Here is a 22,213-nt window from a genome sequence, read left to right as displayed (position 1 = left end):
TTAATCAAAATTACACAAAACTAAAGTATTATTAATTTATATAATTTTAAGTGAGATAACTAATTATGATTTTATCTATAGATATTTGAGTTTTTGCAGTGTGAGCATTAAACATTATTGTAGTTCCACTCATCATTGCTACACTATTTATTACATCTTTTGGTTTTAGCAGTTTTATAAAGATGTTAAGACTAATCGTGCTACCTGAACGCATCAAAAACAATATACCAACTTCTTTAAATGCGCTTGAGTATGTATATAAAAAAATTGGAGTATTAAGCTGAATTTGGTTCAGTATTCTTGCAATTTGTGCTATTTTTTCGAGTGTGGTGTTCTTCGCATTTGGACTTATCAAAATGTATGACAATGTCCCTAACATAGTCTTTCACATTTTTTTGTTTGTTTCTAATTTTGCTTTGATTTTGACAATTGTATTTTTTGTAATACAAATCGTTATTTTTAAGGAAGTAAAATCATTGAAAAAAATATGCAACAAAGATTCTCAAAGCGTTCAAACACCTAATTTCGAACATTTAGACACTAATGAAAGCATTTCATTACCTTCATTTGTTAAAGTTAACTTAAATGGATATAGCAACTATAGAATTCTTCTATGGTCAACAAAATTTATTGCATTATTTTTCAAATTATTTAAAAAAGATAATGAGTTCAAAAAGAGTTTTCTTTATTTATTAAGCATTCTTGATTTTTCACTTATTGATGCTAACAATATTGATAATCAAGTATGAAAAGCATATCTTGCAAGATTTAAATAGTAAAAACTCCTATATAAAGTTATAGGAGTTTTTCTTTTATTTAATTCATTAATATTAAGGTACACTTGTATATTTTTATTGTGGTTGAGTCAAAATATCAGTAGTTATTTAGTCATAAAATACTGAAAATTCAGTGTTTAGGTAAATTTTGTCCATTGTGTCTTGTGCTGAGTAACAACATAGATATTAAGCTAAAATAAATTCAAACATGCACATACAATAGTGCGTGTATTAAATCAAATTATAGTGATAAAAAATAACGAAAACTACTCAAATATCAGTGTTTTCGTCATTTTTTTGTTGCTAAATTGTTTCGTTGATAAATGTTGCTATAGCATCGCTTTTATTATCACCAATTATTATATCGGCAGCCCCTTTTGCATCTTGTGTTGCATTACCCATAGCAACACCAATGCCGGCATATTTTAGCATTTCTATGTCATTGCCTGAGTCACCAAAGCAATAGACATCACTTGTGCTTATATTGAGTTTATTGGCCGCATATTTAACACCACTTCACTTATTTATGTCTTTTGCATTGATATCAACATAGACTTCATTTGTGTATTTAACCTCATATTTTTGGCCAAGTTTTTCTTGTATCTTAAGAAATTCGCGGTAAATTTCGTCCTTAGGACCACGTAAAGCCATCTGTACAATTTGGTCTTTATTTTGCAAGGCAAAGCGTTTAAATTCTTGTTGGTCGCATACTTTGAACTTGTTTATGTCCATAACGTTTTGTTTGCTTAGTCACTGTGGTGGTTGAGAGGAATTGAGATATGATGTAGTTTCTTGCGTTGTGTCTATACGCATAATGTAGTTGTGATTGAGAGTAGCGTCAAAAAGGATTTCAAAAGCATCAAGAGCAACATTTCCTAGAATGCTAATTTGTTTTGTGGTAGTGTTATAAAGCACAGATCCATTTGAAGCGACTATATAACTAAACATATTGACATTTTCGCCAAGCGAAACTAAGATGTTTGGTAATGATCGGCCAGTAGAAATGAGATTGTGATGGCCTAATTTTTGAGCGTTGCGTAGTGCAATTTGTGTGTTTGGATGCATATCGTTGGCCTGCATAAATAGAGTTCCATCAAGATCAAAAGCAAATATTTTAGACATATTTTCTCCTTAGCATTATTGCTTTAATTCTATCAAATTTGGTGTAATTATTGTACATATTGTATTGGTTATTTAGAGGCTTTAAGCAGTGTAAATTTTGCCCAAATATACTCATAAGTGTGTATATTGGTCAAAAAAAGTAAAGAAAAAACTAGGCAAAGATGCCTAGTTTTGATGTGGTTTTAACGAATTGATTTGTCATATACTTTACCCGAAGCAGCAGGGGCATGCGACTTGCGAGCTGTAAGCATAATAACAATTAATGAAAGAACATATGGAGTAATAGTTAACATACCACTATATTGTCTTAATTCAGGAATTCATGTACCTGAAGAGAATGAAAGTGCATATAAGAATGAGAATATTAATGAGATACCTGAAACAATAAATATGTTTCATTGACCCATAATCATGATTGCTAAAGCTAGATAACCATAACCTCTAACATCACCGTTGAATGAAGAACCTAGGTTTTGTGCAAAGATTGCACCTGCAATACCTGCAATAGCACCAGAAATTAAAATTCCTTGTCATTTAATGCTATAAACATTAATTCCTGCAACATCAGCAGCTTGAGGATTTTCACCAACTGATCTATATCTAAGACCTCAACGAGTTTTGTATAGTGCAAATGCACCGATTGCAATAACTAGCAATGTAACAACAAGTTTAAATGAGATTAAATCTAGAGGCACTGTTGCACCAACATTAAGATTATATTGTAGTTGAGCTATTGTATTAGCAGGTCTTTTTGAACCATTTCCAAATATTTCAAGAAGAAGAATAGCTAGTCCAAAAGCTAGAAGGTTGATAGCAAAACCACTGATTGTGTGTTCACTTTTTAATTTAATAGTTGCATAACCATGAAGTAGTGCGAATAATGCAGCAAATAGCATTGCAACTATTGTACCAAGTATTATAAAGCCACCTGGAACATTATTTGCACCACCTGGATAAACTTTGGACATAATATCTGCAAATGAGAGATATGTGGCTGCACCAATTACCATCATCCCGTTAATACCAATGTTTACAATACCAACTTTTTCACAGAATAAACCACTTATTCCACCGAGTGCAAATAAACAGAAGAATATAATAAGGTTATTATAGACATTGACAGATAAATTTAATAATAACATTTATTTTACCTCCATTTTGCTGGTGTTTAGTTTTGCTCTGTAGCACTCCTTAAACATTGTGATTTGTTCTTTGATAAATGAATTGAATAGTTCTTTAAAACTATTTTTTGTATTTTTAACAGATGCGGTGTATTGTTGTTTTATTTTGAATTTAGCATCGCTACCTAATTCTTTCATTTCATTAAGAATTTGGTATTTTTGTGCGTTTATGCTTTCAAAATATTCAATAGTTTCTTGGTCACTATTTTTATAATTCATTGCTTTGCTTAAAAATTGGTTTGTTATTTTTTTCAATTCTAATTGCAAGTTTTTAATTTTTTGAGCTTTAGAAATTGTATCTGCTTGCAAACTTAATCTATCAGTTTGTAGAGATGAAAGGGCCGCTTTAAATGATGTTCATGTGCTGATTTCATCACTATGAGTGTTTTTTAACTCTTTTATTTGTGTTTGAATTTGAGCACATTTTTGAGCAAGTTTTGCTAGTTTTGCATCATTAAGTCTGGTTTGTAGTTTTCAAAATGCGTTTTGTTGATTAATTTTATGAGTAGAGTTTTGCAATGCTAACACATTTCTTTGCAATTGTTTTTGTTTATCTTGATAAATATGTTTTTGAGTAATGTAATTTAATTTAGCTTGGTGAAGTTGAATTTGCAATTCATGAACTTGGTTAGCATGCAAGATAAGTGTGTGTGCTCGTTGTGATAAAACATTGTTTTTAAGCATTTGTCTTTGGTGTTTAAGCTCAATTTCATTGAGTTTTTGCTCAAATTCAACAAGATTTACTTTACTTACATTGAGTTTAAGTTTATGAACTTTGAGTTCATAACTTCGAATTAGACGATGACGTTTAAGCTGTAATCTGAACAATTTTTTATTAGCTCGCGTACGATAATCACGTTGTAGGAATGCTAATAATGTAAAGTATCGAGCAGGTTTAAAGTTAAGAAACATTAATGAGGTAGCTGCAAGATAAAGAATAAGCGAAGTAATAACTTGAATGTCTTCTTGTTTAACGAATGTAGGTGCAAATTGAAGAGGTTGACGAGCATTGTAAATACCTGTATAGAATAAACTTGTAAACAATATACCAACAGGTGAGTTTAAGGCTAAAAGGCTAATTGCAATACTTTCAAAACCAATTGCTAATGGTTGAGTTATGCTACCATATAAAGGTGAAGGTGCTACAACATAATAGAAGAAGCCGGCAATACCACTAATTCCTCCTGAAGCACCTAGAATTATAATGGTTAGTAATTTATCATTTACACCCATGTATTTACCATTGGTTTTTGATATCCCTAGCATTTTTATTTTGTAACCTAAAGATGTGAAACTAAATATAAATGCTCCAATAATTACTAAACCAATGAGTGAAACAAGACCAATGATACTGAATATATTTTTAACATTTTGTGAAATTGTAATGGCTCCAGGTGTGACACCCTCATTTTCAACGCTGAAGTAATATGCTATTTGTTTTGGATCTAAACCTTTTCAGAATAAAGGAGCAGATGAAAGTTGAAATAAAGCCATTGAAATACCAACAACTATTCAGTTAAGCATTATTGTGGTAATAACTTCGTGTACATTTAAGTATGCTTTTAATACACCAGCAATTATTCCTAATAATGCTGCAAGTGCTACAGAAGCAATTAATGCTATAACAAGATGTGAAGGTGTTACTTGGTTGGTATTATTGTGTCCTCAATGGATAAATAGTGCAAATGAAGTAAAACCAGTCGCCATCATTTGACCTGGAATCCCTATATTAAAGAGTCCGGCTTTAAAACTAATAGCACATGCAAATGAACTAAATCCAAAAATAAGGAAGAAATTAATGATATATTCTTTTCTTGATTCTTTAAAGCTTTCAAAGATTACTTTAAATATATCAAAAGGGTTTAGAGCAATATTTTTTGATATTCCTGAGTTTAGCACCATATATAAAAGTGCAATGAATATACCAAATCCAAGCGCTCATAATGAAGAGGCGACTTTTCGGCCAGTTGATTTTGTTTTATCACGTCTTATAAATTCTGACATTTTTTGGCCAAATGTTGCGAATGCTTGTTTAATATTTGTACGATTAGACTGCATTGTTTATTGCTTCCTCCTCTCCTTTAACTTCGTTTAATTTTTGATTGAAAATTTCTTCAAAATTTGCATTAATATCATTAATTTCAGATTTTAGTTCTTGATTAAGTTGCTTGATTTGTTGAAGGGCCAAGTTTATATTTTCATTTATATCTTTATTAAGATCATTGTATTTTGTAGATATTGAGGCTAAAAGTTTATTTTTAGACTCTTGTTTGTTATCTTTGTCAAACCAAAGTTCTTTTTCTTCAAGTTCTTGTTGTTGATTGTAGATTTGTTCAAAGTTTAAATCACATTCTTTAATTTCAGCTAAAAATTGCTTATTAAATTGTTTATTTTGATGTCTTAATGATTCAATGTTCAATTTTTGTTTTTTAATTAGAGCAACATATTTAAGATTAGTAATTTTTAAATAATTACTCATTGATTTTTGAATGTTGTTAGCATCAAATCAGATATCAGCATGCTCTTCGTCTAATTTTTGATAGAAGATAATTTCAAAATTATTTTTAGCTTCTTTTATTTGATTTTTGTGTTCATTTTGAACTTGTTGAAGCTGTTGTTGTGCTTCTTTAAAGTTTTGTTTTATTTCGTCAAGATGATCTTTGCTTGCGCGAGTAGTTTTAGCAATATAAAGCGCTGATTTTAGTGTTGCAATATTGAGTTTTGATTTTTCAATGAGTGAATTGTATTTTTTTTCAACAATGTTTAAATAACTTTCACGTGATTCATCAACGTTTTCAGGATCGAATCAAATGTCAGCGTTATCGTTGGTGCTTGAAGACATAAATTTACCAATTTGTTGTCTGGATACGTCTTTTGCATCTTGAATCGATAAGATTCTACCTTCATTGATAACTGCAATAGTGTCAGCTAATGCTAAAACTTCATCAAGTTCATAAGAAATAAGTAGAATAGCTTTTCCATTTTGCTTTTCTTTAATTATCTCTGAGTGAATATTAGTAATTGCACCAATATCCATACCTCTAGTAGGTTGAACTATGATTATGAAGTCATGGTCGAAAAGCATCTCTCGACCAACAATGAATTTTTGCTGGTTTCCACCTGAAAGAGAACGAGCTATACTTTTTGCACCTTGTGAGCTACGAACATCATATTTTTGAATAATTTCATCAGTGAACTTAGCAATATTTTTTTGCTTTAGAACACCAAGTGATTGAAATTGTTTATCTCATAGACGTCTAATAATTGAGTTTTCTTCAATTGTATAGTCAAGAATTACACCATGGTGGTGTCGATCGGCTGGTATATAAGCCATATGATCTTTGCTACGAACATATGCAGATTTTTTGGTTATGTCTTTTAATGCATATGTGTTATTTTTGTTATCTTTGACACGTAAAAAGATTGAACCTTTTGAAGGAGAAACTAAACCACCAACAACGTGTTCAAGTTCCTCTTGTCCATTACCTGAAATACCTGCAATTGCAAATATTTCACCTGCATGTACATCAAAAGAAATATTTTTTAGATTCTTGTGTAAGTTGTGTGTTGAAATGTTTTTAAGTGAAAAAACGACATCTTCTCTAGTTGCTGGCATACTATTTTTGACTTCAATAACATCTGAACCTACCATTGCTTTAATAAGTTCTTCAGTTGTTGTATTTTTAACATCAAAGTTACCCGCAACCTTACCAAGTCTAAGCACAGTTGCAGTGTCTGCAACTTGCTCGATTTCTTTTAGTTTATGCGATATAAAAATTATTGTTTTGCCTGCTTTTTTAAATATTTCAAAAGATTGTAGCAAACCTTGAATTTCTTCATCGGTTAAAACTGCAGTTGGTTCATCGAAAACCAAAATTTCGTTTCCACGATAAAGCATCTTCATAATTTCAACTTTTTGTTGAGTTGAAACAGTTGCATCACCTGATTTTTGGAATAAATCAAAGTGCAAGTTATAGGTGTTTTGCAATGCTTTAATTTTTTTGATGGCAATATTTCTGTTTATTACATCAAATTTTTTAACTCATTCATCACCTAAAATTATGTTATCTAGGTTTGTGTATATATCAACTAATTTAAAGTGCTGATGGACCATTCCTATTCCTGCTTCATTAGCATCATTTGGTCCAGTAAAAAGCACTTTGTTGCCATTTACTAGTATTTCTCCACTAGTTTGTTCGTAAAGACCGAACAAAATGGACATTAAAGTGCTTTTTCCAGCCCCGTTTTCACCAATTAGTGCATGTATAGTTCCTTTTTTAATTTTGAAACTAACATCACTATTAGCAATAATTCCGGGAAAAGTTTTAGTTATATTTCTAAATTCAACAGCAAACATTATCTTTTAATCAATAATTCTTTTGCAAGCTCTTCAATTACAGACACTGCTGCTGGTTTTTCTTTAGTTTCACTAGTTGAGTAATCTGTAGAACCTTTTTTAGCTTTTTTACTTAAAAGAGTTTTGTACATTTCAGTTGGATCAGTATCTTTTGCTTTTTTAAGTTCTTCAAACAACGCTTTAGCTTTAACTAATGCTTGTTCTGCTAGAGTTTTTTTATCACCATCGATGTATGTACTTGATACATCAACTCATTTTTCATCAATTCCACCTTTGAGAACTCTATCATTTGTTTTGTGTTTGTCACTATCAATTTCTGAATCAAGTTGTTTATCAACACCTAATTTACCTTCAATACTTTTTCATAGTTCTTCTCAGTTATTTGATGTAGGAGTTGTTGCTAAAAGTCCAACAATATCATATGTAGATTGACTTAGATTTTTCAATATTGAAGTAAAGAATCTGTTTTTACCTTTTTCAGTAGCTTGTGCTTGGTCTGTATCAACACCAACTATATATTTGTTTTGACTTGTAAATGTAGGGTCATCAAGAACAACAAATGTTGCAGGTCCAGCAACTGGAAGAATTAATTTAGCTCCAGAAGCAGTTGATTGTTGAACTGCAGTTGCCATTTTTGGTTCAGTAGCATTAAAACCAGTACTTAAGTTTACGTTTGCTTCTGTTGAGTGTACTTTTTTGTTTTCATCTGTTTGTTGTGAGTTTCAGTATCAAACACCTTTATAGAAACCTTCAATAAAGTCAGTTACACCAGCGAAGTTACCACCACCAAATGATGTAAATGTTCTATCTTTTGCTTCTGCTTCATTAGATAAAAACATTGCAGCTGCATAACCAGCGATTCATGCACCTTCTCTAACATTGAAGTCTTGGTAGTGTGATTTTAAGTCTAAACCACTTGCATAATCAGCACCAATAATTTTTGAACCATTTTCTTTAAATTTTTTTACATTTTCAGGATTGCTGAAGAATGATTTTAAGTGTTTAGCGTGTAGAAAACCAGGAGCTACTCAGATTTTAAATTTACTATCTAAAGCAGCTTGATATGCTTTTACATATTCCCCATTTTTAACGTCTTGAACACCAATTTTTGAAATTGGATATTTGTTTTGTTTTCTTGTGAAGTTTAAAACACCTTCTCAAGCAGATTGGTTGAATGATTTATCATTGATATCACCACCATCATTAATAAGCACAATTGATGGAGCTTCTTTAGCTTGTTCATCAGTAAGATTGAATTTATCATTAAGTACAACATTTGCAGTTGCCACAGATGGAGCAAGAGGGTGATCATATGCACGCACTGCACATGCAACAGTCACAGCAGGAACTAGTCCAAGTACTGAACTAGCACCTAAAGATAATAGTAATTTATGTTTCATTTTTATATGCCTCCAGAATAACGCAATTTTCATTGCTCATGATACCTTTTGTATCGCTATTATTATATATATATTTATTTTATTAAAATATTTATTAGTTAATAATGGACTTAATATTGAATTAAAAATTGAATTTGGTAATATTTTCATATATTTTTCATTATTTAAAATAAAAAACTAGGAATTAACCTAGTTTATTAATATCTTATTTTGTAGCAAGTTCAACTAATGAAGCAAATACTTTTGGCTCATTAATTGCAAGTTCAGAAAGCATTTTTCTATTAATTGATACGTTTGCTTTTTTGAGTCCGTTAATAAATTGTGAATAATTAACTCCTTGTGCTCTAACTGCTGCATTAATACGAGCAATTCAAAGTTTTCTGAAGTTTCTTTTTACTTGTTTACGGTCTCTAAATGCATATGTTCATGATTTTACAACGGCTTGTTTAGCAACTTTATAGCCTATTGATTTGTGTCCAAAATAACCTTTAGCTAGTTTTAATCATTTTTTTCTTCTAGCTCTTGTAACTGTTCCGCCTTTAACTCTCATAGTTTCGTTTTCTCCTTAATTATTAAAATAAGCCTTTGAATCTTTTGATGTCAGATGCGTGCATTTGAACAGATTTACGTGCTTGACGTTTTTGTTTTGTGGTTTTATTTTGGGCTAAATGTGAACGGTATGCTTGTTCTCTTAAAACTTTACCTGTACCAGTAATTTTGATACGTTTTTTAAGAGCACTTTTAGTTTTCATTTTAGGCATGCTTACTCCTTAAATTATTCTGCATCATCTTCATCTTGATCTTCGTTAGATGAATCTGAATTTTCAGAACTTTTTGTAGTGTTTTTATCTACTATGTTGTTTTCTTTTTTATATTTTGCAACTTTTATTTTGTTAGGTTGTAAATATAGATCAAGAAACTTGTTATTAACCAAAACCGCTTCTTTTGTGATATCAGCTATGTCTTCTATTAGTTTATAGAACTTATTCATTGTTTCATGACCTAGTTCAGGACGCGATATTTCACGACCTCTAAATTTAAGACTAACTTTTAATCTATCACCATCAAGTAAAAATTCTCTTGCTTTACGAGCTTTAACTTGCAAGTCATGATCACCAATCATTACAGTTAAACGAATTTGTCGATTTTGAATAATAGTTTGTTTTTCCTTTGCAGCTTTTTGTTTTTTCTTTCGTTCGTATTTGAATTTTCCATAATCTAAAATTCTTGCGATAGGTTTAGGGTCCACAGTAATTAACACTAAATCCATACGATATTCTTTAGCAGTTTCAATTGCCTGACGAGTTGGTGTAACACCTAATTTTTCGCCTTCTGGTCCAATTAAAAATACCTTTGAAAACGGAATATTATTGTTAATCATATGTTCTGCAACAGGTTTTTTTGATTTTGTATTTGTAGGTTGTATAATAACTCCTTAATAATAGATAAATAAAATTAAAGTGGTTTCACCACTTTCTAAACTACTTCATAAAATGACTTTTAATTGTAGCTAGAAACCCAAGGCTATATGGCCATCAGGTGAGATGTGATCTACTTTCTGCAATTAAACATTGCTTTTTAATTTTAACATAAAATATAGATTATATAAGAATTGAAAAATAAAAAATTTTTTACCAATACACACATTTTTGAGTAGTATTGGTAAAAAACGCATTCTATATAACAAAATTTATCAATAATTTTTCAAATTCTTTGACTACTTCATATTTAAATTCGTCAGAGTGCTCTTGTAAATATTTTAGTAGTGAATTTCACATATTTTGTGAGTCTTGGTGGATTAAATAAACTTCAATATTATCTGCTCCACTCTCTCAACATTCATCTAATTCTAACTCAAAATTTTTGAGTGCTTTATTAATATTTGTTTCATTGCCTATAACTATTTTTTGCATTATTATCCTATCTTCATTTTTTGGCTAAAATTCAGGCCATAATTCGTTTTATTCTTGCTGAAGTATATCGTTTTGATACACATGCAAGAACAAATTCATCATATGTTTTGTGATGAATATTTTTTAGTAATAAGTTTTCAATACCCTCAGAAATTAATGGTATTTTTTTAATTTTTCTTATTGCTGTATTTCTCAGTATTTTTTTGAACTTCTCGTATAAATTTTCTATGAATAATGGCTTTTTGATAACTGATGGACTATACTGAGAGATGTCTAAATTGTGACGCAACATATTTCTAAGATGTGAAGCTGAAGCATATGAATCAATAGGCTCATCAGCATGGAAACTTATATTGCGTTCAATTGTATAAACTTCAATATTTAAATTATTTTTAACGATTGTTTTAACATACTCAAAGCCTAAAATATCATTAGGAAGCGAATAAGATTGACCAGTTAATTGTTCAAGAGCAATCGCAAATGCTTTTGGATAACCTAATTTATCAATTTTAATAAACTTGCGGATTAATTCATTGAATTCTTCTTCATGCTGAATTAAATATTTTGCAATTTGCTTCATTTGTTCAACATTGTTTGACTCAGAACCAAAAACAAGTTTATCTATTTTTGCTTTATGAAGCGCAATAACTGCATTATGAGCAAAAATATGAGCAGCTTGCACACTTTGTTCGAATTTAAGTTTGATTACTTTATTAACACCATATTTTTTAGCAATCTTTTTTCTATGTGCAAATGTATCAATACATAACTCGCCACGTTGAGAGAATTTATCAGACATAGCAACAACTATTTTTTCATTTGGTCATTTCTGTTTGATTCAATTAAGTTGCCGTATGTGTCCATTATGAAAAGGGTTGTATTCAACGATTATTCCAATAGCCATTTTTGCCTTCTTTTTAATTTATTAAATCGTTTTAAATTATAAAAAATAAATTATAATTGTTAAGCAAATATGCCTGAGTGGTGGAATGGTAGACACCGTAGACTCAAAATCTACTGGAGAAATCCGTGCAGGTTCAAGTCCTGTCTCAGGTACCATATGTTTATTCGCCTTACAAACACAGCAAGTAGTTGCTGTGTTTTAATTTAATACTTATAAAGATATTTCATTGAATTTTTAATTCGATATTACTGAATCAATTTTTTGTGGTTTTATGATGTTTAAAAAGTCAAAAAGAGTTTAACGCTTTGGTTTATGTTTATAAATAAGTTTTAGGTTCAATAATTTTGCTTTTATACACGTTTTAGAGTACTTTTGGTAAAAAAATAAGCACAATATTTAGAAATCTAATTGTTTAATTAGATAAATTATTAATTAACATTATTTTTACCAATACACACGTTTTTGAGTACTTTTAGTAAAAAAAACGCACGTAAGTGCGTTATGTTGTAAATATATTTTATTTTGTTTTACGACGACGTACAACTGAACGTCAAATTGCAAGAGCAATTAATGTGAGTGGAATAAAGATGGTTACTAATACTATAACTAGATAAGCAATTAGTCAAGCTTTGTTTCGATCTTTTCGAGCTTTGTTAATTTGTTCGTGTATTTCTACACTTTTTTCACCTAAAAAATCATCTAAATCTGCTAATCGCTTTTTGTCAACTAATAACATAATTACATAAAAGACAACTAAACTACACATTCCGATAACACTAATTAGGCAATAAAGCAATGTGTTTCCAAAACCCTTATTAAGTCATTCGCGTCAAGGTAAATCTATAACAATATATGTTTGTCAATTTAGTTTTAGTCGATCAGCTTGATATAAACCAAAAATTATTGCAGTAATTAAACCTCAGTAAGTCAATATAAAAATCAATATTCAAGTAATGTTTACACCTTTTAAAACAATTCTTTTGTATGCAAGATGAAACGTGTTTGATGATGTGTAATCACCATTGCTTAAGGCTTCACGATATCGTTTAATTGTGTTGCTTCATTGTACATCTTCAATTGAATTTTTTGTACCTAGTGCAAAAAATATGAAAGCAGTTGATGCAAAAAATATCAAATAACCAATATATTTTTTATCAAAAGGAGGTACTTTAGAGTATGCAAAAGCAAACAATATCAAACTAATTAACATTAGAGAAAATGAGATGCCTAAATTCAATTTTTTAATAATTTTTTCAGAACGAATAACGCGAAATGCTCGTGGAGAAATTTGACCTTGCGGGTCTTTTACTTGTTTTTTATCTTTGTTTTCAATTTCAGTTTGCACAACTTCCATTGTTGTTGTGTCTTGAAGCGGTTTATATTTCATAGTATTATTATATATATTTATTATTTTTTTTGTGGTATTCATTTTTGCAAATAACAAAAAAAATCACAAAAAAATATGAAATTTTTTTCTCATTACAAAAAAAGTGCATTATAATAATGGCGTTATGTTACAACAAACTTATTCATCTAAACGTATCAATTGAATTAATGGAATGGCAATTAACGCGATTTCTATTTAATTTGATACCTGGTGAATAAAATATATTTTTAGGAAGGCAGGTTGATAATAACGAACCTGCTTTTTTTCTAAAAATACTCAAAATACTATAGAGGAGCCTTCTATAAGAGTAAATAGTGGAGCAGGCAAGCTAAGAAACTATTGAAAGGATAAGAAGGCCGAATTGTTTAAGTAGGCATACTTAATCAATGGCAACAATTCATAACAGTTTGTTGCTCTTTGGAAGCATTGGTGCTATAGTCTTATAATTGTAATAAACCATACTTTATTATTTTGTAAGACTCGAGGAGCTATAGAGTCTTACAAAATTTTTATTTTTAAAAATTATGAGGCTTCAACATAACAAAATCAAAATTCAATAAAAATTTAAAATTTAGAGGTATTATGAAAAAAAGACGTTTATGACTAGTCCCGTTGTCTTTTGGTGCATTACCATTAGTGGGTCTAGCAGCTGCATGTAGTGGAGGTAGTGGTGGAAGCACAGGCACTACTAAAAGATCACAAATAAAAGATTCAGAATATATAACTCAAAGAGTTGCTCGAACTGGTTCTAATTCACCATTTAAGGCAAAAGAATTTTCACAAGATACATCAATTACTTATGGTAGTTGACAGAGTAGACATTATGAAGCAACAGCAGCATCATTAATAAGAAAAAGAATTGTCGGTCAGCCAGAGATAAAAAAAGAATTTGATAGAAGCACACGACAAAATTCATATAAAATTCACAAACCATCAGTATGAAGTTATAAATTAGAGTATGCAAAATCAGTAATTGTTACAACAAAAGATGGTAAAGTTGAAACATTTGATAAAGATGATGCACAATTATTAGATACACCAAAAGATGGTCTTTATCATGAAGCTTTAGTTCAAGGTTTATCAAAAGATTCAAAAAGCATTAACTCACAACACTTCTTTGAAACTTTAAAAAATGCAACAAAACTACAATTTGAAGTTAAAAAAGGTACTAAATGAGTTGATAAAGAGGGTAAAGAAACAAAATATGAGGTTGTACCAGAAGATTTCTACATTTCATGAATGCGTACAAGATTTTTAGGAGTTAAAGAAAGACAAGTTGAAGGTAAACTAAAAGGTGTTGAGGTAGCAAAATTAGACGAATTATTGACTAATGCAGCTGATCAAGGTTCTACATACTTTAGCGAACAATTAAGATATCCTAATGACTATATTTTTGGTCTTTATGACATTGATGTTGCTCCAATTAGCCAAAAAGATAAATTTATAGAGGATGGCAAAATTACATTCAATAAACTTGCTACTTCACAAGTTGGTAAATTCGATTTATTATTTAGTCATCTAACAGCTTCACAAGAATTTTCAGCAGCACCAAGTCAATATATTAAAGAAATGGTTGAAAAAGGTACAATTCCACAACTAAAATCATTTAAAGACTCAAGTGTTGTTGATTCAAGTTTGATTAATGCAATTCCAAAAGATAGTTTATTAGCACTTGCTGGTACATATTGATATGGATTTAACACTGAGAACAACTTGTATGCAGGTGGATACTACTATGCAGGTTATGATCAATCAACACAAGAAGAAAAATGAGTTAAAAACGATCATTATGTAGACCAAGATTGAGTTAAATCAGATCGTTCTGTAAGAGAAATAAGACAAAGATATTTTGCTAATGGAAACGAAGATCAATTTAAACAAACTCAATGAGACGACTACTTAAATGGTCGAATAATATCAATACCTTATATATTAGTACCTGATTCGGATAAATCAAAAGTTGATAGCAAAGGTGAAGAATATGGTGTAAAACATCTTCAATCATTGAACAAAAATTCATTAATGTTTGAACAAGGATGATCATTTGTACCAGCCTTTGAAAACTTGCCTGAAGATTTTGATCCTGCTAAAAAAGAATCAATTGATAAATTAGTAGGTGAAGCTTCTTATAATGATGCGTTTGCAAAACTTGCTTATGGTAAAACTTTACGTGAATTGCTTGAGGATAAAATTAAAGGTTATGATGCATTACAAACATTCTATACTGGTAAAACTGCAACTCGATTTAGAAACCTATTGTCTTTAGCAATCAACTTTGAGTATGTTTCATCATTTGTTTCAGATGGTAAACAAAAAATGTATCTTGCAGGACTAGCTCCTGATGCTAGTTGAGGTGGAAAAGACCAATTAAGTGCTTCAACCAAAACACCACGTGACTCATATGAAGAATTACACAAATTTAGCTATCTAAAAGAAGACGGAACTTGATCAGAATCTAAAGGATACAGCGATTACTCACAGCGTTCAAGAACTGCTTCTTCAGATTTGGAAAAACTAAAATCACCTCATTTTGAAGCACTAAAAAAAGAAATGAAAAAACTTTTAGATGATGCAGGTATTAAAGCAGATGAAAAAGTTAAATGACAACAAACATTTAGATGAATAAACTGACTTCCATTAAAAATGGAAACAATCTATAAATTAATGCCTGAACTTTATAAAGAATTAGACCCTCGTCTAGAAGCAAAATTTGTGAAATATGAACGTGCTCAAGCTGCTGATTGACGTGCTCAACACATTTTTGGTCGCTCACCATTTACAATTGGTGGTTGAGGTTATGACTATGATTCAGCAGGTTCTGGTTTCGATGGTTTTTCAAATACGCTAAAACTTTCAATTCCTTTAGCAATTATTGCTCAAAAATCTGGTGACAAGTACACTCAACAACAAAAAGACTTTGCAAAATCATTCCCTAGAATTTTCAAATTAAGTGAAGAACTAAACAAATGAGTTAAAGAAGAACTTGATAAAAAATCATTCACACTTTCAATACCTTTTGAAAAATTAAGCACACTTTCTTTAAGAGAACTAAGTGAAATACACAGTGAATATCACAAATATAAATTGGAAAATGGAAAACTAGTTCACAGAACCGATTCAGAAATTAAATCAACAGATGCAGACTTATCATCAGTAACATCAAGATTTTTCACAACATACATATCAACATTAAGCAACCAAGAAATTCTAGAATTATCAAAAGAAATTACTTCATATTCAGGTGTAACTATTGGTGTACTTAAATCTATTTCTCTAGAAAGATTTACTCCAACATTAGTAAACGACCACTTTATAAGACCATTTACTGGTCCTGAACAATTATGATACATGGATATTGAAGTGGTACAATAATCTATTATGTTTAAATATATTACTAAAAGAATGGCCCTGGCCATTCTTACATTATTTGTTGTGCTAATCTTTTCATACACACTGGTTGTATTATTTATCAAAAACCCCTACGAAATTCAATTACTTAGTGAAAATAATCATGCACAGAGATTGGCTTTGGAAGCAAAATCAAAAGAGTACAATGAAATTCCAGTTATTGTAAAAATGGCTCAATATTTTGCTAAATTCTTCAGATTTGACTATGGTGAAATATTCAAACCAACAGGTGGGTACAACACAATTCCTGACTTATTCTTTAAACCACTTGGCTGAAGTATATTGGTTTCATTACCTTCATTTATTATCTCTTCAATTTTAGGAGTAATGATTGGTGTTTTGGCCGGTTATAAACGAGGTACATGAATAGATAATGCAATAAGCGCTTTTGTTTTTGTCTTTATTGCAGTCCCTAGTTTTGTCTTAGCTCCAATTATTCTTGGTATATTCCAAAAACTTGGATTTGATACTCGTTTTATTCACCCTAGAGAGGTTGGCGAAGGATGAGGCAGCACAATATTGTCTGTTATTCCAGCCATTGTTGTTGTTTCACTTGGTTCACTTGCAGGATATACACTTTATTCACGAAATCAAGTAGTTACAGTGCTAACATCAAATTATGTTTTAATTGCTAAAACCAAAGGTTTGAGCAATTGACAAATTTTCCGCAAATACGTATTTAGAAATATTTCAATCCCGCTTGCTACTGTAATTATTCCTTCATATTTGATCTTGCTTTCTGGTTCTATTATTGTTGAGCAGTTCTGATTTATTCCGGGTACTGCGACAACAATTGCAAACTCATTCCCTAATGGTGAAATAAATGTTGTAATGTTTAGTGTCTTTTTCTTCACAGCTCTTGGTCTTTTTACACAAATTATTGTTGATATTTCTTATCCATTCATCGATCCACGTATCAAATATCAAGCAAGCAGCGGAATTAATATTTTCCAAATTTTTAAAGCTCATAAATTACGTAAAATGCAATGAGCTAATATTCAAAAACAACTACAAGGAGGTCAATAATGTCGCAAAAATTTAAATTTGTGCAAGCAAAATATAGTCTTAGTGATGAATTGGCCTCAAAATTTGTACTCAGTAATCGCGAAAAACACAATAACAATATTGCTGGTAAACCTAAAATATTACTTATTGAAATTGTTAAAAGATTTTTTACTAACCCTGCTGTTCTTATTGCTTTTGTTGTATTTTTTGCAATTATTATTGCTGCAGCTGTTGTAACTTTAACTTCACCTTATCCAGCAGTAAAAAGAATTGATGAAAACTTTTCGCAAAGAGTTGCGAACTTCTATGAACTACCCCCACTTTTTTCACCATTTAAAGAAACATCTAATCAAGAAATTATAAATAACCTTTATGATTGAAGCGATCCTAATAAACCGCATTATTACAGTATTCTTAAGGATTATGCAGTCTTTGAAGAAATTAAGCCTGGAGAAATTTTGCGTTATGATGCATACAAATATTTTGAAGGGGCTCAACTACTTTCAAAATTAGTTAAATATCACGAAATTAATAATTCTTGACCAACACTTGAAAATAATGCAAGTTTAATTGCTGAATTTAAAGCACAAATACCACATTTAAGAACATTTTTTGGTACTAATAAACAAGGTTCAGATATCTGAACAACTGTATGAACAGGAACACTTGAAAGCTTGTGAATTGCACTTTTAGTTGCTACTGTTGAAATAGTTATTGGTGTTTTTGTTGGCGCATACTTAGGTTTTAATACTGGTAAATGATTAGATACATTTATGATGCGTCTTATTGAGATCTTTACTTCTCCTCCTTCAATAATTTGATTGCTACTTTTTGTTACGGTTTGAGGAACTAACCCTTGAGTATTGATTGCCGGTTTACTTTTTGTTGGCTGAACTGGTCCTATTGGTGTTACTAGACTTTTTATTATTACTGTAAAAGATGAAGAGTACATATTGGCTGCTAAAAGTATTGGAGCAAGTACTAAAAGACAAATCTTTTTACACGCTTTACCAGCAATTTTAGGAAAAATTGCATTGAGTTATGTACGTAGAATTCCTTCAGTAATTCTTTCAATTGCTTCATTAGCCTTTTTAGGATTTTTCAAAGATGATAATTCAGCTAACTTAGGTAAATTTATGCTTGATAACCTAAGTGATTCAAAAACAAATATTTGATTGCTAATTTTACCTGCCTTCATTTTGCTAAGTATTTCAATTAGTTTACAATTTATTGCAGTCGGTCTACACGATGCACTTGACCCTAAAGTTATTAAAGTCAAAAGATAGGAATTTATGACACAAGATATTATTCAAAATAAATCAGAGCAAAGTAAACTTAGCAAACTTCAAACAAAATCACTCGAAGATGACTTACTTTTAGTTGTTAAAAACCTAAGAGTTGACTTTAAAAATGGACGCAAAAACTTTATTCGTATTGTACGGGGTCTTGATTTAGCCATTAAAAAAGGTGAAATAGTTGGGCTTGTTGGTGAATCAGGCTCAGGTAAATCAGTAACTTCAAAAGCTTTAATTAATGTTAATGAAGGTGCATTATGTACAGCAGATACACTTCAAATTGAAGACCTAGATTTAACAAAAATTACCAATCAAAAACAATGACAAGCAATCAGAGGACACTATATTGGTTATATTCCTCAAGATCCTTTAACTTCACTCAATCCAACAAGAAAAATTGGTAAGCAACTTTTAGATGCATTGAATTTAAATGATGAATGAAAATCTAAACCATATATTGAAAAGCGAAACTACCTAGTTTCGCTACTAGATGAGTTTGGTATTGTTGATCCACAAGGCGTTTTTGATCGTTATCCACACACACTTTCAGGTGGTATGAAACAAAGAGTTGTAATTGCTATGGTTATTGCTTTACGACCAAAATTAATTATTGCTGATGAACCTACAACAGCACTTGATCCTACTGTTCAAGCCTCTGTGTTAGCATTATTTGAACGAATTCGCCAAAAGCTTAATATTTCAATTATTTTAATTAGCCACAATATCAGTGTAGTTGCCAAATTCTGTGATTATATTTACGTTATGTATGCTGGACGTATTGTTGAAAGAGGCTCAAGAAAAGACATCTTTACTGATCCTCGTCATCCATACACATGAGCTTTAATTTCTGCTATTCCAGAAAATAGTCAAGATCGACTTTACTCAATTAAAGGAACTCCTCCTGATATGGCAAACCTACCATTAGGTGATCCTTTTGCACCTCGAAATGATTATGCATTGGAAATTGATTTTTACAAAGAACCTCCACTTTTACCAGTTAAATCACGACACTATGCAGCAACATGATTACTCCATCCAGATGCACCAAAAATTGAACTTCCTGATGAATTAAAAGTTAGAATTGAAAGCTTTAGAAAGGTATTTATTGATGAAAAATAATGATGCTAAATTAATTCTTGAAATTCAAGGACTAAAAAAATATTTTACCAATAACGGAATTATTAATAAAGCTGTCAATGATGTATCTTTTAGTGTTCATGAGGGTGAAATTGTTGGATTAATTGGTGAATCAGGTTCAGGAAAAACCACTGTTGGACGTTCATTACTCAGACTTTATGATGATTTCAATGGTTTTGTTACATTAGATGGTCAAGTGATTAGTGGAAAAAGAATTTCACGTCGCAAAAGTAAGTTTTTACGTAAAAATATCCAAATGATATTCCAAGACCCGCATGCTTCGCTAAATGGTCAAAAAAATATTTATACAACACTCAAAGAACCATTAGTAGTTAATGGAATAATTAAAGACAAAGTCAATGATATATTTAAAGACTGACAAGAAATCAAAACAAACTTTTTCTATACTTTTAAGCACAAATACAAAACATTGAAGTTGAAAAACTTAACTACTATTAATAAGTTGGCTGCTGAATTTTTTCAAGAGTGAAAACAACGTTTTGCATTTTGAAAAATTGACCCAAAATTAAGTTTTGAAGACAACTTTAACTCATTTTATGGTTATTTAGAAAGCAAACAAAATGTGGAAAGTCAAATTGTTGATGATTTATATAAAAACACTGATGAGTTAATGAATTATTATTTTCAAAAACAAAATGACTATCGTACATCCAACATTGATTTTGATGAAAGTGATCTGTTGGAAGCTAAAGAAAAATATTATAAAGCACAAAAATTACAGAAAATTTCACCAGCACGTTATGAAGCTCTAAATCAACGAAAAGTACTCAAAAATGAGTATATTCAACTAAAAAAAGCAATCAAAGAAGAAAGAATTGCAAACACAAATACATTCAATAATTTCATAACTGAATTTAAAAAAGATGCAATAATTTACCGAAATGCGAAATGAATTAGTGTTGATCTAGAAATCTATGCACACAATATTAAAAATCAATTATTGAGTTTAAAACTCAATAAAGTTTCTAAAGAACTCAAAACTCAACTACCTCACCTAAAATACGAAGAAGTGCGAGCCGTGATTACGTCATTGCAGGAATACTCAAAACAATTCTATTCTCAGCATCTTTTAAATATTTCATACACACCTCAAATAAAGTCAAATATTCTTGATTGCATCAGTAAAAACTTCTTTTTTGATGCTTCTAGCTTTATTGAACTAAATGATGAAAATCATATAAAAAACCAAGAACAAATTTCCCAATTATACTCAAAAATGAGTGAATTGGTAAAAACACCTAATAATGTTGATGAGTTTATAACTCACGAAGAATTTGAGAATGCTAAACAAGCATATCAAGACGCAGTCGCAATGAACCAAAAAATGATTGATGAGTATGTTGTTGAACACAAGAAACGTCTTGAAGTTCTTGAACAACAAATCAGTGAGCAAAAACTGATTTATAATTCACTCAAAGACATTCAAAGTGAGTGCAATAGCGCATGTGATCAAGCATTTGCTACATTTATTCAATACATAAATAAACACTTGCACAATTTAAAAACATCTAATGAGCAAAAAACACATGTTAAAGAAGTACAAAAACTCATTAAACTTTATGAATCTAAATATAAAGGTAAAAAAGCAACACTAAAATCATTTGAATTTGAAGCTAGATATCTTAACAAGGATATTAAAGCGATTAAAGTGCTTTTAGGTATTCAAAGTGATAAATTAGTTGAAAATAAAGTATGAAAAGTTATTAAACACTTAGCAACATATCCTTATTCATGATTAAAAATTGCTAACTTATTAACTAAAACTACAATCTATAAATCACTAGAAAGTGTTGGACTTCTTAAACAATTTGCATTCCGTTATCCACATGAATTTAGCGGTGGTCAAAGACAAAGAATTGTTATTGCGCGTGCTTTAATTACTCAACCAAAAGTAATTGTGGCCGATGAACCTATTGCTTCACTCGATATTTCAATTCAAGCTCAGGTTGTAAACTTGCTTAAAGATTTATGCGAGCAAAAAAATATAGGTATGATATTCATTGCGCACGATTTATCAATGATTGAATATATTGCTGATAGAGTGCAAATTATGCACTATGGAAAAATTGTTGAGTCTGGTGACACTGCAAAGGTATATCAACGACCTTTACATCCATACACAATTAATTTATTCAAAGCTATTCCAAAAATTTCGAATGCTAATGAGAAATTTGAAAACATCAGTTTTGAACTTGACTACTTTAAAGGTCAACAATATCCAAATGTACCAGAAATTTTTGAAGTTGAAAAAGACCACTACATATATGGTACAAAAGCTCAATACGATGAATGAGTTAAATAATTTTA

General features: G+C 30.4%; 18 protein-coding genes, 1 tRNA gene and 1 riboswitch. Of the genes, 7 read left to right on the top strand and 12 right to left on the bottom strand.

Features of this window, described 5'->3' with window-relative positions; all coding sequences use genetic code 4:
• Positions 1-46 precede the first annotated feature (46 nt).
• A complete protein-coding gene (locus tag E1I18_RS00460; RefSeq protein WP_141483643.1) occupies positions 47-379 on the bottom strand; it encodes a hypothetical protein in 333 nt (110 codons plus the stop codon).
• Positions 380-476: 97 nt separating this feature from the next.
• Here E1I18_RS00460 and E1I18_RS00455 point away from each other — a divergent pair, with 97 nt between their 5' ends.
• The gene (locus E1I18_RS00455; RefSeq protein WP_141483642.1) at positions 477-776 is read left to right on the top strand and encodes a hypothetical protein; all 300 of its coding nucleotides are present in this window, start codon (positions 477-479) and stop codon (positions 774-776) included.
• Between the two features lie 303 nt (positions 777-1,079).
• Here the strand turns inward: E1I18_RS00455 and E1I18_RS00450 are convergent, their stop codons facing one another.
• From E1I18_RS00450 to E1I18_RS00405, 10 genes are all read right to left on the bottom strand, one after another.
• The gene (locus E1I18_RS00450; protein ID WP_141483641.1) at positions 1,080-1,898 is read right to left on the bottom strand and encodes a Cof-type HAD-IIB family hydrolase; all 819 of its coding nucleotides are present in this window, start codon (positions 1,896-1,898) and stop codon (positions 1,080-1,082) included.
• Positions 1,899-2,080: 182 nt separating this feature from the next.
• The gene (locus E1I18_RS00445) at positions 2,081-3,040 is read right to left on the bottom strand and encodes an ABC transporter permease (protein ID WP_235888466.1); all 960 of its coding nucleotides are present in this window, start codon (positions 3,038-3,040) and stop codon (positions 2,081-2,083) included.
• Entirely contained in the window at positions 3,041-5,137 is a 2,097-nt protein-coding gene (locus tag E1I18_RS00440; protein ID WP_141483640.1) for an ABC transporter permease subunit, read from the bottom strand.
• Complete coding sequence (locus E1I18_RS00435; RefSeq protein ID WP_141483639.1) at positions 5,127-7,436, bottom strand: ABC transporter ATP-binding protein; 2,310 nt, start codon at positions 7,434-7,436, stop codon at positions 5,127-5,129. Before E1I18_RS00435 ends, E1I18_RS00440 begins: the two co-directional genes overlap by 11 nt.
• A complete protein-coding gene (locus E1I18_RS00430) occupies positions 7,436-8,836 on the bottom strand; it encodes a BMP family ABC transporter substrate-binding protein (RefSeq protein ID WP_141483638.1) in 1,401 nt (466 codons plus the stop codon). The genes E1I18_RS00435 and E1I18_RS00430 overlap by 1 nt, the downstream gene beginning before the upstream one ends.
• A gap of 205 nt (positions 8,837-9,041) precedes the next feature.
• Positions 9,042-9,386 carry a 50S ribosomal protein L20 gene (gene rplT, locus E1I18_RS00425; protein WP_141483637.1) on the bottom strand — a complete coding sequence of 115 codons (345 nt, stop codon included), beginning with the start codon at positions 9,384-9,386 and terminating at the stop codon, positions 9,042-9,044.
• 22 nt (positions 9,387-9,408) lie between these two features.
• The gene (gene rpmI / locus E1I18_RS00420) at positions 9,409-9,597 is read right to left on the bottom strand and encodes a 50S ribosomal protein L35 (RefSeq protein ID WP_004419201.1); all 189 of its coding nucleotides are present in this window, start codon (positions 9,595-9,597) and stop codon (positions 9,409-9,411) included.
• A gap of 14 nt (positions 9,598-9,611) precedes the next feature.
• On the bottom strand, positions 9,612-10,217 hold the full coding sequence (infC, locus tag E1I18_RS00415; protein ID WP_141483636.1) for a translation initiation factor IF-3: 606 nt from the start codon (positions 10,215-10,217) through the stop codon (positions 9,612-9,614).
• 295 nt (positions 10,218-10,512) lie between these two features.
• Positions 10,513-10,749: a hypothetical protein gene (locus E1I18_RS00410; protein WP_141483635.1), complete on the bottom strand. Its 237-nt coding sequence runs from the start codon at positions 10,747-10,749 to the stop codon at positions 10,513-10,515.
• A gap of 7 nt (positions 10,750-10,756) precedes the next feature.
• Entirely contained in the window at positions 10,757-11,653 is an 897-nt protein-coding gene (locus E1I18_RS00405; RefSeq protein WP_141483634.1) for a nucleotidyltransferase, read from the bottom strand.
• Between the two features lie 71 nt (positions 11,654-11,724).
• Here E1I18_RS00405 and E1I18_RS00400 point away from each other — a divergent pair.
• Positions 11,725-11,808: transfer RNA gene (locus tag E1I18_RS00400), tRNA-Leu, on the top strand.
• 362 nt (positions 11,809-12,170) lie between these two features.
• Here E1I18_RS00400 and E1I18_RS00395 read toward each other — a convergent pair.
• On the bottom strand, positions 12,171-13,040 hold the full coding sequence (locus E1I18_RS00395) for an MSC_0882 family membrane protein (protein WP_141483633.1): 870 nt from the start codon (positions 13,038-13,040) through the stop codon (positions 12,171-12,173).
• Between the two features lie 279 nt (positions 13,041-13,319).
• Positions 13,320-13,483, top strand: a riboswitch (Lysine riboswitch).
• Positions 13,484-13,622: 139 nt separating this feature from the next.
• Here E1I18_RS00395 and E1I18_RS00390 point away from each other — a divergent pair.
• The 5 genes from E1I18_RS00390 to E1I18_RS00370 are packed head-to-tail and all read left to right on the top strand — an operon-like array spanning position 13,623 to position 22,208.
• Complete coding sequence (locus E1I18_RS00390; protein WP_141483632.1) at positions 13,623-16,412, top strand: OppA family ABC transporter substrate-binding lipoprotein; 2,790 nt, start codon at positions 13,623-13,625, stop codon at positions 16,410-16,412.
• Between the two features lie 6 nt (positions 16,413-16,418).
• Positions 16,419-17,474: an ABC transporter permease gene (locus tag E1I18_RS00385; RefSeq protein WP_141483631.1), complete on the top strand. Its 1,056-nt coding sequence runs from the start codon at positions 16,419-16,421 to the stop codon at positions 17,472-17,474.
• Positions 17,474-18,739 carry an ABC transporter permease gene (locus E1I18_RS00380; RefSeq protein WP_141483630.1) on the top strand — a complete coding sequence of 422 codons (1,266 nt, stop codon included), beginning with the start codon at positions 17,474-17,476 and terminating at the stop codon, positions 18,737-18,739. The genes E1I18_RS00385 and E1I18_RS00380 overlap by 1 nt, the downstream gene beginning before the upstream one ends.
• A 6-nt stretch (positions 18,740-18,745) precedes the next feature.
• Positions 18,746-19,867, top strand: a complete 1,122-nt coding sequence (locus E1I18_RS00375; protein ID WP_141483629.1) for an ABC transporter ATP-binding protein — start codon at positions 18,746-18,748, stop codon at positions 19,865-19,867.
• Entirely contained in the window at positions 19,857-22,208 is a 2,352-nt protein-coding gene (locus E1I18_RS00370) for an ATP-binding cassette domain-containing protein (protein WP_141483628.1), read from the top strand. The genes E1I18_RS00375 and E1I18_RS00370 overlap by 11 nt, the downstream gene beginning before the upstream one ends.
• Positions 22,209-22,213: the final 5 nt, after the last annotated feature.

The organism is Mycoplasmopsis mucosicanis (genome assembly GCF_006546935.1).
In the GTDB taxonomy this organism is placed as follows: domain Bacteria; phylum Bacillota_I; class Bacilli_A; order Mycoplasmatales; family Metamycoplasmataceae; genus Mycoplasmopsis; species Mycoplasmopsis mucosicanis.
Note: the sequence above shows the minus strand (reverse complement) of the source record. Positions and strands in the feature narration are given on the sequence as shown.